The organism is Streptomyces sp. NPDC031365, from assembly GCF_055569765.1.
Genome location: NZ_JBVIIM010000017.1, coordinates 89,908 through 103,430, shown reverse-complemented (window position 1 = coordinate 103,430; position 13,523 = coordinate 89,908). Strand labels below are relative to the sequence as shown.

10 protein-coding genes are annotated in these 13,523 nt (G+C 72.2%); 7 read left to right on the top strand and 3 right to left on the bottom strand.

What is annotated here, in order from left to right; genetic code table 11:
• Positions 1-134: 134 nt before the first annotated feature.
• Positions 135-1,682, bottom strand: a complete 1,548-nt coding sequence (locus ACZ5C2_RS24045; protein WP_468794450.1) for an MFS transporter — start codon at positions 1,680-1,682, stop codon at positions 135-137.
• 185 nt (positions 1,683-1,867) lie between these two features.
• On the opposite strand from ACZ5C2_RS24045, the gene ACZ5C2_RS24040 reads away from it, so the two are divergent.
• The 3 genes from ACZ5C2_RS24040 (at position 1,868) to ACZ5C2_RS24030 (ending at position 3,965) form a co-directional block, all read left to right on the top strand.
• On the top strand, positions 1,868-2,491 hold the full coding sequence (locus ACZ5C2_RS24040; RefSeq protein WP_468794448.1) for a TetR/AcrR family transcriptional regulator: 624 nt from the start codon (positions 1,868-1,870) through the stop codon (positions 2,489-2,491).
• Positions 2,492-2,584: 93 nt separating this feature from the next.
• Positions 2,585-3,286: a ribonuclease HII gene (locus ACZ5C2_RS24035; protein ID WP_468794446.1), complete on the top strand. Its 702-nt coding sequence runs from the start codon at positions 2,585-2,587 to the stop codon at positions 3,284-3,286.
• A gap of 67 nt (positions 3,287-3,353) precedes the next feature.
• Positions 3,354-3,965 carry a hypothetical protein gene (locus tag ACZ5C2_RS24030; RefSeq protein WP_468794444.1) on the top strand — a complete coding sequence of 204 codons (612 nt, stop codon included), beginning with the start codon at positions 3,354-3,356 and terminating at the stop codon, positions 3,963-3,965.
• Positions 3,966-4,170: 205 nt separating this feature from the next.
• On the opposite strand, the gene ACZ5C2_RS24025 is transcribed toward ACZ5C2_RS24030, so the two are convergent.
• A complete protein-coding gene (locus ACZ5C2_RS24025) occupies positions 4,171-4,785 on the bottom strand; it encodes a hypothetical protein (protein WP_468794442.1) in 615 nt (204 codons plus the stop codon).
• A 212-nt stretch (positions 4,786-4,997) separates the two neighbouring features.
• Complete coding sequence (locus ACZ5C2_RS24020; RefSeq protein WP_468794440.1) at positions 4,998-7,163, bottom strand: RecQ family ATP-dependent DNA helicase; 2,166 nt, start codon at positions 7,161-7,163, stop codon at positions 4,998-5,000.
• Positions 7,164-7,316: 153 nt separating this feature from the next.
• Between ACZ5C2_RS24020 and ACZ5C2_RS24015 the strand changes: the two genes are divergently transcribed.
• The 4 genes from ACZ5C2_RS24015 to ACZ5C2_RS24000 all read left to right on the top strand — a co-directional run bounded on the left by ACZ5C2_RS24015 (position 7,317) and on the right by ACZ5C2_RS24000 (position 13,320).
• Entirely contained in the window at positions 7,317-9,017 is a 1,701-nt protein-coding gene (locus ACZ5C2_RS24015) for a DUF4192 domain-containing protein (RefSeq protein WP_468794438.1), read from the top strand.
• Positions 9,018-9,494: 477 nt separating this feature from the next.
• The gene (locus ACZ5C2_RS24010; RefSeq protein WP_468794436.1) at positions 9,495-10,253 is read left to right on the top strand and encodes an NUDIX hydrolase; all 759 of its coding nucleotides are present in this window, start codon (positions 9,495-9,497) and stop codon (positions 10,251-10,253) included.
• A gap of 105 nt (positions 10,254-10,358) precedes the next feature.
• The gene (locus ACZ5C2_RS24005) at positions 10,359-12,269 is read left to right on the top strand and encodes an ABC transporter ATP-binding protein (protein WP_468794434.1); all 1,911 of its coding nucleotides are present in this window, start codon (positions 10,359-10,361) and stop codon (positions 12,267-12,269) included.
• Between the two features lie 163 nt (positions 12,270-12,432).
• Positions 12,433-13,320 carry a FadR/GntR family transcriptional regulator gene (locus ACZ5C2_RS24000; RefSeq protein WP_468794432.1) on the top strand — a complete coding sequence of 296 codons (888 nt, stop codon included), beginning with the start codon at positions 12,433-12,435 and terminating at the stop codon, positions 13,318-13,320.
• Positions 13,321-13,523: the final 203 nt, after the last annotated feature.

Below are 13,523 nucleotides of genomic sequence, written 5' to 3'. Positions count from 1 at the left end.
TGACTGCGTGCCCTGTCGCTCTGCTTGTCCTGGGGGCCGTGATGCCGCGTCGCGCGGGTCGGCCCGGCGCTCCCCGGCCGACCCCCGTGACGTCGGTCGGAGAGCCGCCGGGCCGAACCCGCGGCGATTCCGGGTCAGCCCATACCGGGTCCGGCCGAGCCGGACAGCGCCTCCAGGTCGCTCTTGCGGACCCGGATGACGAACCACGCGGTGGCCAGGGCGAGTACGGCCATCGCGGCAGCCGGTATGAAGGCCGTGGAGATGCCCTGCGCGAGCACCTCGTGTCCCCAGGGAGCGGGCAGTTGCTGCGTCTGGGCGAACTCCGTCTTCTGCTCGGCGCTTCCTTCGGCGAGGAAGCCCGGGACCTGCTTCTCCGCCTCGTCCCTGCTCGCCGTGCCGAACACCGTGGTCAGAAGAGCCAGGCCCACCGACCCACCCACCTGCTGGGTGGCGTTGAGGAGCCCGGACGCCGCACCTGCCTCGTGCTGGGCGACCCCGGAGACGGCGGTGAGGGTCAGCGTCACGAAGTTCAGACCCATGCCGAAGCCGAAGATCAGCATCGGGCCCAGGATGCCGGTGACGTAGGAGCTGTCGGAACTGATCAGCGTCTGCCAGGCCAGGCCGGCCGCGGCGAGCGCCGAACCGACGAGCATGAACGGCTTGGGGCCGAACACGGGGAGGAACCGCTGCGACAGACCCGCCCCGAGCGCGATCACGACCGTCACCGGCAGGAAGGCGAGACCGGCCTCGATCGGGGTGTACCCGAGGACGTTCTGCACGAAGAGGACGATGTAGAAGAACATGCCGAACATCGCGGCGGCCAGACTGAGCATGATCACGTACGTGCCGGCGCGGTTGCGGTCGGTGAACATCCGCAGTGGGGTGATCGGTTCCTTGGCCCGGGACTCGATCAGCGCGAAAGCGACCAGGAGGATCACGGCGGCGGTGAAGGAGCCGATGGTCAGACCGTCCCGCCAGCCTTCCTCCGCGGCGCGGATGAAGCCGTAGACGAGGGAGGCCATACCGGCGGTCGAGGTCACGGCACCCGCGATGTCGAAGCGGCCGGTGTGCCGCTCGGACTCATTGATGTACATCGGGGTGAGGACGGCGATCAGCAGACCGATCGGCACGTTGACGAAGAGCACCCATCGCCAGTCGAGCCACTCGGTCAGCATGCCGCCGGCGAGCAGGCCGATGGCGCCACCGCCCGCGGAGACCGCCGCGAAGACGCCGAAGGCCCGATTGCGCTCGGGTCCTTCCGGGAACGTGGTGGTGATGAGTGCCAGCGAGGTCGGAGACGCGATCGCACCGCCCACACCCTGCAGTACGCGTGCGGCCAGCAGCTGCCACGGCTCCTGGGCGAAGCCGCCGAGCAGCGAGGCGAGGGTGAACAGCAGGATGCCGCTCATGAAGACGCGGCGGCGGCCGAGGATGTCGCCCGCGCGGCCGCCGAGCAGCAGCAGGCCGCCGAAAGTCAGCGTGTAGGCGCTGACCACCCAGGTGAGTTCGGTGGTGCTGAAGTGGAGAGCGTTCTGAATGTGCGGCAGCGCGATATTCACAATCGTCGCGTCGAGTACCACCATGAGTTGGCAGGCCGCGATGACGGTGAGCGCGATGCCGGGATGTCCCTGCCGGCGCGCCGCACCTGGCTTCTGTTTCTGAATCAACGGAGAGGTTGTCACTATGGGTCCCCCACGAGTGCGTCAGTGAACGCTCGCGTTCACTGCTGCGTCAAGGCTAGGAGTCCTTGACAGTGAACGCAAGCGTTCATTAAGGCGTTTGTCGCTCGGCGCGTCCCCCTCGGTCGCCGCGTGGCACGCGGTTCATCCCCGAATGCCCGCTTTCACCGCTCGTTGGAGAGAGTCAGATGGTTACTTCGAGCTGGGCGGCAGCTCACGCTCAGACAGCCGCTTCCCGTCGCCGCGGCGCCGTGCTGGAACGCGCGATCCTCGATGCCGCCCTGGAGCAGCTCAGTACGGTCGGCTGGAGCGGCCTGACGATGGAGGGCGTCGCCGCCGCCGCCCAGACCGGGAAGGCCGCCGTCTACCGGCGCTGGCCGTCCAAGGAGGATCTGGTCGCGGACGCCCTGAGGGAAGGGCTGCCGCGATTCGACGCCGTACCGGATCTGGGAAGTGTGCGCGAGGATCTGCTGGACCTGTGCCGGCGAGCCCGCGACGCCATGTTCTCGCCCTCCGGGTTCGCGGTGCGCTCGGTGATTTACGAATGTGACAGCACGCAGGCCGAGCGCTTCCACGCCGTCATCTTCGGCGGGGTCGTGGAACCGACCATCAGAATGCTGCGCGAGGTGATCGAGCGCGGAATCGAGCGGGGAGAAGTGCGTGCCGACGCGGCGAACGGCTATGTCTTCGACGCCGTCCCGGCGATGATGATGTACCGGTCGAAGATGTGCGGCAGTGAACTGGCGGACATCGATCTGGAGGAGATGATCGATCAGCTGATGCTTCCGCTGCTGCGGCACAGCGGATCGTGACGCGGCCCGTGATCAGGATGCGGGGGCGACGCGGGGGCCACTCGGGGCCCGGGGTGTCGCACGCCGTTCGGGGCGGCGTACGCTAAGGGCGCCATGCCGTACGAACCACCTACTCACACCGTCGAGCGCTCACTTCGCGCCACGACCGGGGCGAAGATCGTCGCAGGTGTCGACGAGGTGGGGCGCGGCGCTTGGGCCGGCCCCGTCACCGTCTGCGCGGCGATCACCGGACTGCGCCGGCCCCCGCAGGGTCTCACCGACTCCAAACTCCTCACCGTCAAGCGGCGCACCGAACTCGCCGAGACGCTGCGAACCTGGGTGACGTCGCACGCCCTGGGGCACGCGTCGCCCGAGGAGATCGACGAGCTGGGGATGACCGCCGCGCTGCGGCTGGCGGCGATGCGCGCGCTGGAGGCGCTGCCGGTCCGGCCCGACGCGGTGATCCTCGACGGCAAGCACGACTACCTCGGGTCGCCCTGGCAGGTCCGAACCGTCATCAAGGGCGACCAGTCGTGCGTGGCGGTCGCGGCGGCCTCGGTGATCGCCAAGGTCCAGCGCGACAAAATGATGGCCGAACTGGGCATCGACCATGCAGACTTCGGTTTCGCGGACAACGCCGGGTATCCGTCGCCCGTGCACAAGGCCGCACTGGAGGTCCGGGGCCCCACCCCGTACCACCGGTTGTCGTGGGCGTATCTTGATGCGCTGCCCCAGTGGCGGCATCTCAAGAAGGTCCGCAGCTGGGCGGACGGGCGCGTTCCGCAGATCGAGGGCCAGCTCGGCTTCGACTTCTGACAGGCCACTCGCACTCATGTGCCACCCGGCGGCACGTCCCGTGCCAACGTTTGATAAAAATCAGCTCATGCCTCTCCTTCCCGAGGAGCCTCAGATTCACGAGAGTGCCCAGGGTCCCCGCGCCACGCCGCCCAGCGGCCGCACCGCGCCGGCCCCCCGCCCCGTACCCGGTCCCCGCTCCGCGGCTCCGTCGCGTCCCGGCCCCCCGCGGCCCGCGCCGCCGGCGCCGCGTGATGCGGCACCCGCGGCCAAACCCGCACCCGCGGCCAAGCCCGCACCCGTTGCGGCCGCCCCGCAGATCCAGTTGATCCCGGCCTCGGCACAGGGGGCGCTCGACGCCGCCGAGGAGGCCGTGGACCTGTTGCTGGACTCGGGCCGCGCCCCTGGCGACGTGCTGGTCGTCACCACTGGTGAGCCACACCCGTGGGCCACCCACGAACTGTCCTTCGGCGAAGCCTCCTACTGGGCCCAGCACGACGCCGGTGACGATGTCTTCTACACGGACGTCCAGGTCGCGGACCGTGCCGGAGCACGGCCCGTCGTCGTGGTCGCCGTCAACGGTGGTCCCGAATCCGCCGCCACCTCGGCACTGTCGGTGGCGCACGCCCGGGCCGGCGCCCTGTTGATCGTCTGCGGCGACCCGCAGCGGATCAACTCGGTGCTGAGCGCTGCCGTCTGACCGGGCACCACGGCAGTCGGCCTCCCCCTGGTGGGCGACGTGAACGCCGCGGCGTCCGCCCGGCGGGCCCGCGGCCGGGAGGGCCGGTGCGTGCATGCCTTCGTGTCGGGGGCCGGGGCCGGGTCCGGCGCCGCGCCGTTTCGCGACCCGGCCCGCACGACCGGGCGGGTCCGGCTATCGGGACGGGGACGGTATCCGCGTGACGTCAGCGTGCCGCCGCGCGGCGCAGCACGTCCGACGCGGCACCACCGGTGCGCGGTATTCGGGGCGGTGCCTCGGACAGGGCGAACGGCTCCGGCGCCGAGCCGGCACTGGGGTGGCGGCCACCACGGCCCTCACCGAGAACCTGCCAGCCGTCGCGGGTCAGGGTGATGTATGCCCCGCAGCGCAGTCCGTGCAAGGTGCAGGCGTCCCGTAGCCCCCACATCCACGCGCCGTCCTCCTCCGTCCAACGGGCGTCGCCGTCACGGCAGTAGAGCAGCACAGCGGTACGCACCGGTGTGCGGCGCCGCAGGTCGTGCGGGATGACCCGGCGCAGCTGGGCCAGCAGCACGTTGCGCAGCATCCAGCCGTCAGCGGCGGAGGTGCGCCGGGTGAACGAGGCACTCGCCCGCAGACGCTCGTCCGGGTCGAGCACGGCGACGACCGCGGTCGCCGGACCGGGACGGTGCCGGGCGTACAGTCCGCTGACGACCTCGCGCGGACTGCGCAGCAGCGGGATTCCCGCGGCGGCCCATTCCGCGGGCTCGAGCACACGGGTGGCGGAAGCGGCGGACGTCGACAGCGATGCCGCCGAGGACGGAGCGAATCCGAAGGTCACGGTCCTCCCTTCGGCTACGCCCGGACTGCGGGCGGGGTCGGATTCGGGGAGCGCGCACGCAACGGAGCCTTACCTGATCGGCGGGCGAGCCGTGCGGGTGCGGACTTCAATTCTTCCTGTCGAACTGGGATGCGGCAACGAGCAATTGGGGCAGCGGACCGGTATCGGGTGTTCCACGGCTAATATCCCCACCCGCGGGGTGGGGCGAACCATCAGCCCTGTACGGCCAGCACCAGCGGCAGTACGCCCTGTGCACCGGCCCGCCGCAGGAGGCGCGCTGCGACCGCGAGGGTCCAGCCCGTCTCCGTGTAGTCGTCGACGAGGAGCACGGGCCCCTGTGTCCGCGCGAGCGCGGCCGCCAGGTCGGGCGGCACGGTGAGCGCTCCGTCCAGGGCCCTGAGGCGCTGGGCGCTGTTGCTCCGGGGGGCGGGGTGCGCCTCTCCCGTGCAGGCCACCGACCCCAGCAGCGGCAGCCTGCCGATCTCCGCGATGCGTTCACCCAGCGAGTGGATCAGCTGGGGCCGGGTGCGGGAGGCGAGGGTCACCACACCCACCGGCCGTGCCTGGGCGTCGGTCGCCCCCGAGGTCCAGCCGCCGGGGCCTTTGGCCCAGTCGGCCAGCACGCCCACCACCGCCTTGGCGACATCGTCCGGCACCGGCCCGTCCGGCGCCTGGGCCGCGAGCATCGGCCGCAGCCGGTTGCCCCAGCCGATGTCCGACAGACGCCCCAGCGCGCGCCCCCGAGCGGCCTGCTCCCCGGCAGGGATACGGCCCTTGAGCTCCATGCCGATCGCCGGGAGCCCGGTGGGCCACATCCGCCGGGGCTCCACCTCGACGCCCGCACGGCCGAGGTCCACGCGGGCGGCCTCGAGCGCGACGGGGGAGGCCTCGGCGGTGTAGCGGGCGCCCGCGCAGTTGTCGCAGCGGCCGCAGGGCTTGGCGCCCTCGTCGTCCAACTGGCGCTGCAGGAACTCCATGCGACAGTCCGTGGTCGCCGCGTACTCGCGCATCGCCTGCTGTTCGGCCTTGCGCTGGCGTGCCACCCACGCGTACCGCTCGGCGTCGTACGCCCACGGCTGCCCGGTGGCGATCCAGCCGCCCTTGACCCGCTTCACCGCCCCGTCCACGTCGAGCACCTTGAGCATGGTTTCCAGCCGGGAGCGGCGCAGCTCCACCAGCGGCTCGAGAGCCGGCAGCGACATGGGCCGCTCCGCACGGGCGAGGACGTCGAGCGTACGGCGTACCAGATCCTCCGAGGGGAAGGCGAGTGACGCGAAGTACTGCCAGATGGCCTCGTCCTCCTTCCCGGGCAGGAGCAGTACCTCGGCATGCCGGACACCGCGGCCGGCGCGGCCCACCTGCTGGTAATAGGAGATGGGGGAGGACGGTGAACCGAGATGGACCACGAATCCCAGGTCCGGTTTGTCGAAGCCCATGCCCAGCGCGGAGGTGGCGACGAGTGCCTTCACCTTGTTGGCGAGCAGGTCCTCCTCCGCCTGCTGCCGGTCGGCGTTCTCCGTCCGGCCGGTGTAGGAGGCGACGGTGTGACCGCGCTGCCGCAGGAAGGCGGTGACCTCCTCGGCGGCCGCCACGGTCAGTGTGTAGATGATCCCCGAGCCCGGGAGCTCGTTCAGACGGTCGGCGAGCCAGGCCATCCGGTGAGCGGCGTCCGGCAGGGGCAGCACGCTCAGGCTCAGGCTCTCCCGGTCCAGCGGACCCCGCAGCACCAGCGCGTCCGACGAGCCACCCGTACCAAGCTGCTCCGCCACGTCGGCGGTGACGCGCGCGTTTGCGGTGGCGGTGGTGGCGAGTACGGGTACACCGTCAGGGAGGTCGGCGAGCATGGTGCGCAGGCGGCGGTAGTCCGGGCGGAAGTCGTGGCCCCAGTCGGAGATGCAGTGCGCCTCGTCGACCACGAGGAGCCCGGTTGCGGCGGAGAGCCTGGGCAGGACCTGGTCGCGGAAGTCAGGATTGTTCAGCCGCTCCGGACTCACCAGCAGCACGTCCACGTCACCTGCGGCGATCTCCGCCTGGACGGAGTCCCACTCCTCGCTGTTGGAGGAGTTGATGGTCCGGGCGCGGATGCCGGCTCTGGCCGCTGCCTCCACCTGGTTGCGCATGAGTGCCAGGAGTGGGGAGACGATCACCGTGGGGCCGCTGCCCCGCGCCCGCAGCAGCGACGTGGCCACGAAGTAGACGGCGGACTTGCCCCAGCCCGTGCGCTGGACCACCAGGGCCCGGCGCTTGTCGGCGACCAGCGCCTCGATCGCCCGCCACTGGTCCTCGCGCAGTCGGGAATCGCCCGAGGCGTCCCCGACGAGACGGGCGAGGACCGCGTCGGCGGCCGCCCGGAGATCCGCGTTGCTCGTGTGCTCCATGGGTCCCATACAACAGGACGGCACCGACATCCGGTCGGGTGCGTTGTGAGGCCCGGGCACGACGTCTGCTCCGACCGGGGTGGGTGACATGCCCCTGATTCCACTTATCCACAGGGCGAACCGGAATACTGCGATCCGCGAGATCGTCTTGCCATGACGAATCACAACGAGACGACCGGAACCCCCGGAAACAGTGACATCCCGCGGCCTGACGGGCACCAGCACGCCGGCCCTGCGCCGCAGGACCGGTCCACGGGCCGCGCCGGGTCCGCAGGCCCCACGGCGGACGGCTGTGAGGACGACCGCACACCGTACCCGGGGGGCACCGGCGGCACCGCGTACGACAGCCATGGCGGCGAACAGCAGGTCACCCTGCACACCCCCGCCGAACTCGCCGACGCCCTGCCCTACCTCCTCGGCTATCGCCCCGAGGACAGCATCGTGCTGGTCGCCCTGCACGGCAAGGACGGACGCGGCCGGTTCGGCGGCCGTGCCAGGCTCGGCATCCCCGGCAGCGCGGAGGACTGGCCCTCCGCCGCCCGCCAGCTGGCCCACGGCCTGGTGACGGGCAGCGAGCGCCGGGGCGCCCGGCCCGAACAGATGGTCGTCTTCCTCTGCCACGAGCCGGGCCGGGGCGAATCCGGGCGGCAGGTCAAGGAGCGGCTGGGTCCGCTCGCCCGCGCACTCCGTCTGGAGTGCGGTGCCCTGGACATCCCGGTCGTGGAGGCCCTGTGCATCTCGGGCGGCCGCTTCTGGTCGTACTGCTGTGACGACGAGGACTGCTGTCCGGCCGAGGGGACACCGCTGGGCTTGCCCGGCACCTCGGTGCTGGCCGCCGCCGCGACCTACGCCGGGCTCCAGATCCGCGGCACCTTGCGCGAACTGCGTGCCAGGCTCCTTCCCTGGGAGAACCCGGCCGCCCTCGAACAGCAGAGGGCCCTGGACGCCGCCGGCATGGCGCTGGTCCCCAGGATGCTCGACGAGGCGAGCCGCCAGGAGGTGGCCGAGGAGACGCTGAGCCTGGCCGCGCGGATCATGGGCCGCCTCGCCGGGGCCCCGCCCGCGTCCGGCATGCTCCCGGCGGATCTGCGGGACGACGACCTGATCGGGCACGACGAGGCCGCCACGCTGATCCTCGGTCTGCAGGACCGCACGACCCGCGACCGCGCGGCCGAGTGGATGGAGGGTGCCTCGGCGGGCCCGGCCCTCCGTCTGTGGCGAGCGCTGGCCCGCCGCTGTGTCGGACCGTACGGCGAACACGCCGCCGCACCCCGCACGCTCGCGGGGTGGGTCGCCTGGTCCACCGGTGACGAACTGGAGGCCAGGGAGGCGTTCGCCATGGCCCTCGGTGCCGACCCCGACTACCTCTTCGCCCGTCTGCTGCATCAGGCGTGCAACGAGGGCCTCGACCCGGAGTCGGTCCGCCGCTGTCTGCGAACCGGACGTGAGAGCCGTGGACGGGTGACATCCGACGAACCGCCCGTGGACACGGACCTGAGCGAGCGGGCCGGTTACGAGCCCTTGGCCCCGGGACCCGCCCTCCCCGGTCCGGACGCATCGTCCTTGCCCCGCCGGTACCGCACACGGGCCGCCGGTCGTGCGGCTTCTCCCCGGCGGGCGCGTACGGAGGGCACCCGGCCGGGCGGGCGGCCACCGCGTCCGCGGGCCTCGGCGGGGAGCACACGCCCCGGCGGAGGCACGGCGGGGGGCACCCGCCCGGGCGGTGGGGATCAGCGGGGGACGCGCCCCGGCGGCGCCTGTCCGGGCCCGGCGGCTCCCGGCGCCGAGGGCCACAACGGTGCCCCGAGGGGAGGCGCTCGGACCGGTCGTCAGGGTGGTGACGGGCGGGAATGAGACATGGCGACCGCGACCGGAAGGGGGAGGCATTCCGGACGGGGCGCGCGGAGCCACGGGGTGTGACCGGGAGCCGCTCCGCTCCGGCACCCTGCGCGGCCTGGTGCCCCGCGGCCGCCGCGGTCCTGCGGCTGACCGCCCTTGCCGGAATCCTCCCCGACATCCCTGCCGGGCCGGTCACACTGCGACCGGTGCGCAGCACTCCGCTGCGGCGCGATCGTTCTCACGGGACTGCGCGACGCGGGCGCCCCTTCGCCGTGCGGGTCGTGCGGTTCGGTCCCGCCACGGCCGAAGAGGCGGACGGCGGGCTGCGACGAGGGGTGTGACCTGCCGGGACGCGGCAGTGCCGGGCGGACGGGAAGCGCACGGACGAGGCTGCCGGGTCGGGGCGGGGGTGTCCGGGACCGTAGGGGATCAGCCGTCGGTGCAACCGGCGAAGGGAGTGTTTATCGTCAGGCAGACGACTATGATCGCCGCATGTCCTACGACCCGTCAGCCTTTCCGCCCTTCGCTGTCACCGTGGACCTGGTCGTGCTGACCGTGCGCCACCATTCGCTGTGTGCGTTGGCGGTACGCAGGGGCGAACCGCCGTTCCAGGGGCGCTGGGCCCTCCCCGGCGGCTTCGTACGGGCCGACGAGGATCTGGCACAGGCGGCTGCCCGGGAACTGGCCGAGGAAACGGGGCTGCGGGTGCACGATCCGGCCGTCCCCGCCCAGGACAACGGCGCTCACCTGGAGCAGCTCGCCACCTACGGCGCCCCCGCACGCGACCCCCGGATGCGTGTCGTCAGCGTCGCGCACCTCGCCCTGGCCCCCGACCTGCCCGCGCCCCGGGCCGGCGGTGACGCCAGCAACGCTCGCTGGGCGCCCGTCGAGGAACTGTTGCAGCGGGGTGGCTACGACAGGGACGGTGAGCCGGCGGCACCGCTCGCCTTCGACCATGCCCAGATCCTGTCGGACGGGGTGGAGCGCGCACGTTCCAAGATCGAGTACTCCTCGCTGGCGACGGCCTTCTGCCCACCCGAGTTCACCGTCGGCGAGTTGCGCCGGGTCTACGAGGCGGTCTGGGGTGTGGCGCTCGATCCGCGCAACTTCCACCGCAAGGTGACGGGCACGCCCGGCTTCCTGGTCCCCACCGGAGGTACGACGACCCGGCAGGGTGGTCGTCCCGCACAGCTCTTCCGGGCGGGTGGAGCCACCTTGCTCAACCCCCCGATGCTGCGCCCCGAAGTCTGACCCGGGGCCGGCCGGCGCGCGGGCCCGGCAGCGGGTACATCGCCCTCCGCGGCGAAGGCCGCGCGATGCCCGAAAAACCCGATATGGCGCGCTATCTTGCATTGGGTGATCCAGGCCATCGGACTGACCAGCAGCCCTCGCAAGGAGCTCCCGCCCGCCGTCGACGACGTCTCCTTCGAGGCGCACGCGGGCCGCGTCACCGCGTTGCTCGGAGCACCGGGAGCCGGCAAGACGGCGGCGCTCGGGCTCATGCTCGAACTCCAACGCGGCCGCGGTATCACCTACTTCAGAGGCCGCCCCCTGCACCGCATCCCCCAGCCGGCCCGTGAAGTGGGCGTACTGCTGGGTGATGTACCGGGCCACCCCGCGCGCACCGTACGCGGACATCTGCGCATGCTCTGCGCCGCCTCGGGCCTCCCGGGCCGCCGTGCCGACGAAGTCCTCGAAGCGGTGGGGCTCGTGAGCCTGCAGGGCGAACGCCTCGGCACGCTGTCGCGCGGCATGGACCGCCGCCTGGGGCTGGCCTGCGCACTGCTGCCGGACCCGCACACACTCGTGCTGGATGACCCCGCGCGGGGACTCTCCGTCGGAGAGAAGCGCTGGCTGCACGGCCTGCTCCGGGCGCACGCGGCCCAGGGCGGCACGGTGCTGTGCACGACGGCGGATCCTAAGGAGGCCGCACGGATCGCGGACCACGTGGTCACGCTGGAACGGGGAAGGCTCGTCGCCGACCAGGAGGCCCGGGTGTTCTCACGCACCCGGCTGCGCCCCCGGGTCGCCGTCCGCAGCCCGCACGCCGCACGCCTTTGCGTGCTGCTCGCGCAGGAGGCGCGTGCGGCACAGCGGTCCGTCGAAGTCGTGCGCGAGGGCGGCAACCGCCTCTGCGTCTACGGCAGTACCTGCGCGGACATCGGTGAGACAGCGTTCCGCCATGGCATCGTCGTACACCAACTGGCTGACGAACTGGGTGATATGGGGCCCGGTGCCGGGGCGGTCGAGCGGGCGGCCGCGGACGCACCGGGGCCCGGGACGGGCGAAGCGCAGCCGCCACCTGCCACCGTCCCAGCCGGTGAAGCCTCCCTCGCGTCCGCGCCCGGCGACCGGACCGCGCCGGAGGAAGCCGGCACCGGGGAGACCCCGCCGGCCCCCGGACACGGCTCGCGCCGGGCCGGCCGCCGCACGCTCCACGCCGACCGCGCCCTTCGTGCCGGGGACGGCCTGCCGTCACCCATCTCCGTACGTCCCGCGCCCCGGCCCCTGCGCCCCGTCCTCTACGAGATCCGCCGTGCCACCGGTGTCGGCACGGGGTTTCTCGTCGGTGCCGGTGTGCTCCTGGTGTCCGCACTCACCGCCGTACTGCTGGCCCGCGTCGGGCACACCCCGCAGCCGCGCCTGCTGGCCGCCTGGCCGAGGGAACTGCCGCTGCCGCCGGCGGCCCTCGGGGCAGGACTGCTCGGCGCGCTGGCCTTCGGTGACGAGTTCCGGCACCCCGCGCTGGCGGCGGACCGCGGCACCGTCCCCCGGCGGCTGGGACTGCTGACCGCGAAACTCCTCGTCGCCTCGGGCGCCGCGGCGGTGCTGGCGGTCCTGACCATCGGGTGCGATGCCGAGCTGCTCTACCTCGTCTACGGACGGGAGGTCGTCGACGTCCCCGCCGACTGGCTCCCGTTGAGTGCGGGATGGCTCGGCCTGGTGATCGGGTGCGCCTGTGCCGGCGTTCTGGCCGCGGGGGTCTTCCGGTCCACCACCGCCGGGGTCGCCGCGGTCGTCGCCGTGCCCCTCCTCGTCGTACCCCTCGTGCACAAGGTGCTGCGAGGGCCCTCGGTGCGCACCCCGGTCCTGTTCTCGGAGCGGCCGCGCGAGGGGGCGCCGCTCCGGTGGCCCTTCGGGGGAGAGCGCCATCTGGATGCGGTGCTGCGTCTGATCGCCCAACCCGTGGGCGGAGCACTGGCGTTGTCGCTGGCGGTGCTGCTCTGCGCGTATCTGCTCACCGGCCTGCGGAGCAGAGTCCGATGACGACCGGCCATGAACGTATTGGCCCGCCCATGCCTACAACTCCCTGCAAAAAGCACACTTCTTTCCGATAAGGCGTCAATTGCGACGGGGTGAGCGATCACCCTTTCGTGTGCTTTTCACCAAAGACCTCAAGGGAGTTGGGAGCGGCGCCGAGAAAGGATGCGTGAGTACCCTTGCGCACACCATGATGACCGCCGCCCGCTCCGCAGACTCCGGCCTCGCGAGCCCGGGCGAACTCGACCGCTACCCCTACGGGGAGGTGCCTCCCGCCGGCCGCGTCGGGGTCCCTGCCTGGGACGGCGCGGACTCGGAGCTCGGCCGTGTGGGCCGACGCGCCACGGGCAGCCGCGGACGCGGGCTGCACGGCCAGCTCGTCCAGCAGTTGGGACAGATGATCGTTTCCGGGGATCTGGGCGCCGACCGCCCGCTGGTGCCGGAGGAGATCGGCCAGCGCTTCGAGGTCTCCCGCACCGTCGTCCGCGAGTCGCTCCGTGTCCTGGAGGCCAAGGGCCTGGTCAGCGCCCGGCCGAACGTCGGCACGCGCGTGCGCCCCGTCAGCGACTGGAACCTCCTCGATCCGGACATCATCGAGTGGCGGGCCTTCGGGCCGCAGCGGGACGACCAGCGACGTGAGCTCAGCGAGCTGCGCTGGACGATCGAGCCGCTTGCCGCCCGCCTGGCGGCCGGTCACGGGCGGGAGGACGTCCAGCAGCGCCTGTCCGACATGGTGGAGATCATGGGGCACGCGATGGGACAGGGCGACGCGCTGACGTTCGCCCGTGCCGACTCCGAGTTCCATGCCCTGCTCATCCAGGTGTCCGGCAACCGGATGCTGGAGCACCTCTCCGGGATCGTCTCCGCCGCGCTGCAGGTCTCGGGCGGTCCGGTCGCCGGCTGTGAGCGGCCGAACGAAGCCTCGCTGGCGCACCATGCCCGGATCCTCGACGCCCTCGCGGGCGGTGACGGCGCCGCGGCCGAGGCAGCCATGCGGCAGCTCCTCACCGTCCATCCCGAGGTGGAACGCGTGGTGCCCGCGCCGCGCGAGCACTGAGCGCGTTCCGCGGACGGTGCGGTGCGGCATGCCATCCCCCTCCTGCGGCAGCGCCCCACCGGTGAGCTGTCCCACGTCGGGGGGGGGGGGGGGGGGGGGGGGGGGGGAGGCGGAGGGGGTGGGGGAAAGGGAAAAAAACAGAAAAGAGAGAGGAGAAAGCACGAACACCGCGCTGGAAGCTCGCCTCTCCTCGCTCGTTTTTT

Coding starts and splice junctions, on each gene's coding strand:
- ACZ5C2_RS24040 (WP_468794448.1), top strand. CDS start 1,868: ATGGTTACTTCGAGCTGGGCGGCAGCTCACGCTCAGACAGCCGCTTCC.
- ACZ5C2_RS24035 (WP_468794446.1), top strand. CDS start 2,585: ATGCCGTACGAACCACCTACTCACACCGTCGAGCGCTCACTTCGCGCC.
- ACZ5C2_RS24030 (WP_468794444.1), top strand. CDS start 3,354: ATGCCTCTCCTTCCCGAGGAGCCTCAGATTCACGAGAGTGCCCAGGGT.
- ACZ5C2_RS24020 (WP_468794440.1), bottom strand. CDS start 7,163: ATGGAGCACACGAGCAACGCGGATCTCCGGGCGGCCGCCGACGCGGTC.
- ACZ5C2_RS24015 (WP_468794438.1), top strand. CDS start 7,317: ATGACGAATCACAACGAGACGACCGGAACCCCCGGAAACAGTGACATC.
- ACZ5C2_RS24010 (WP_468794436.1), top strand. CDS start 9,495: ATGTCCTACGACCCGTCAGCCTTTCCGCCCTTCGCTGTCACCGTGGAC.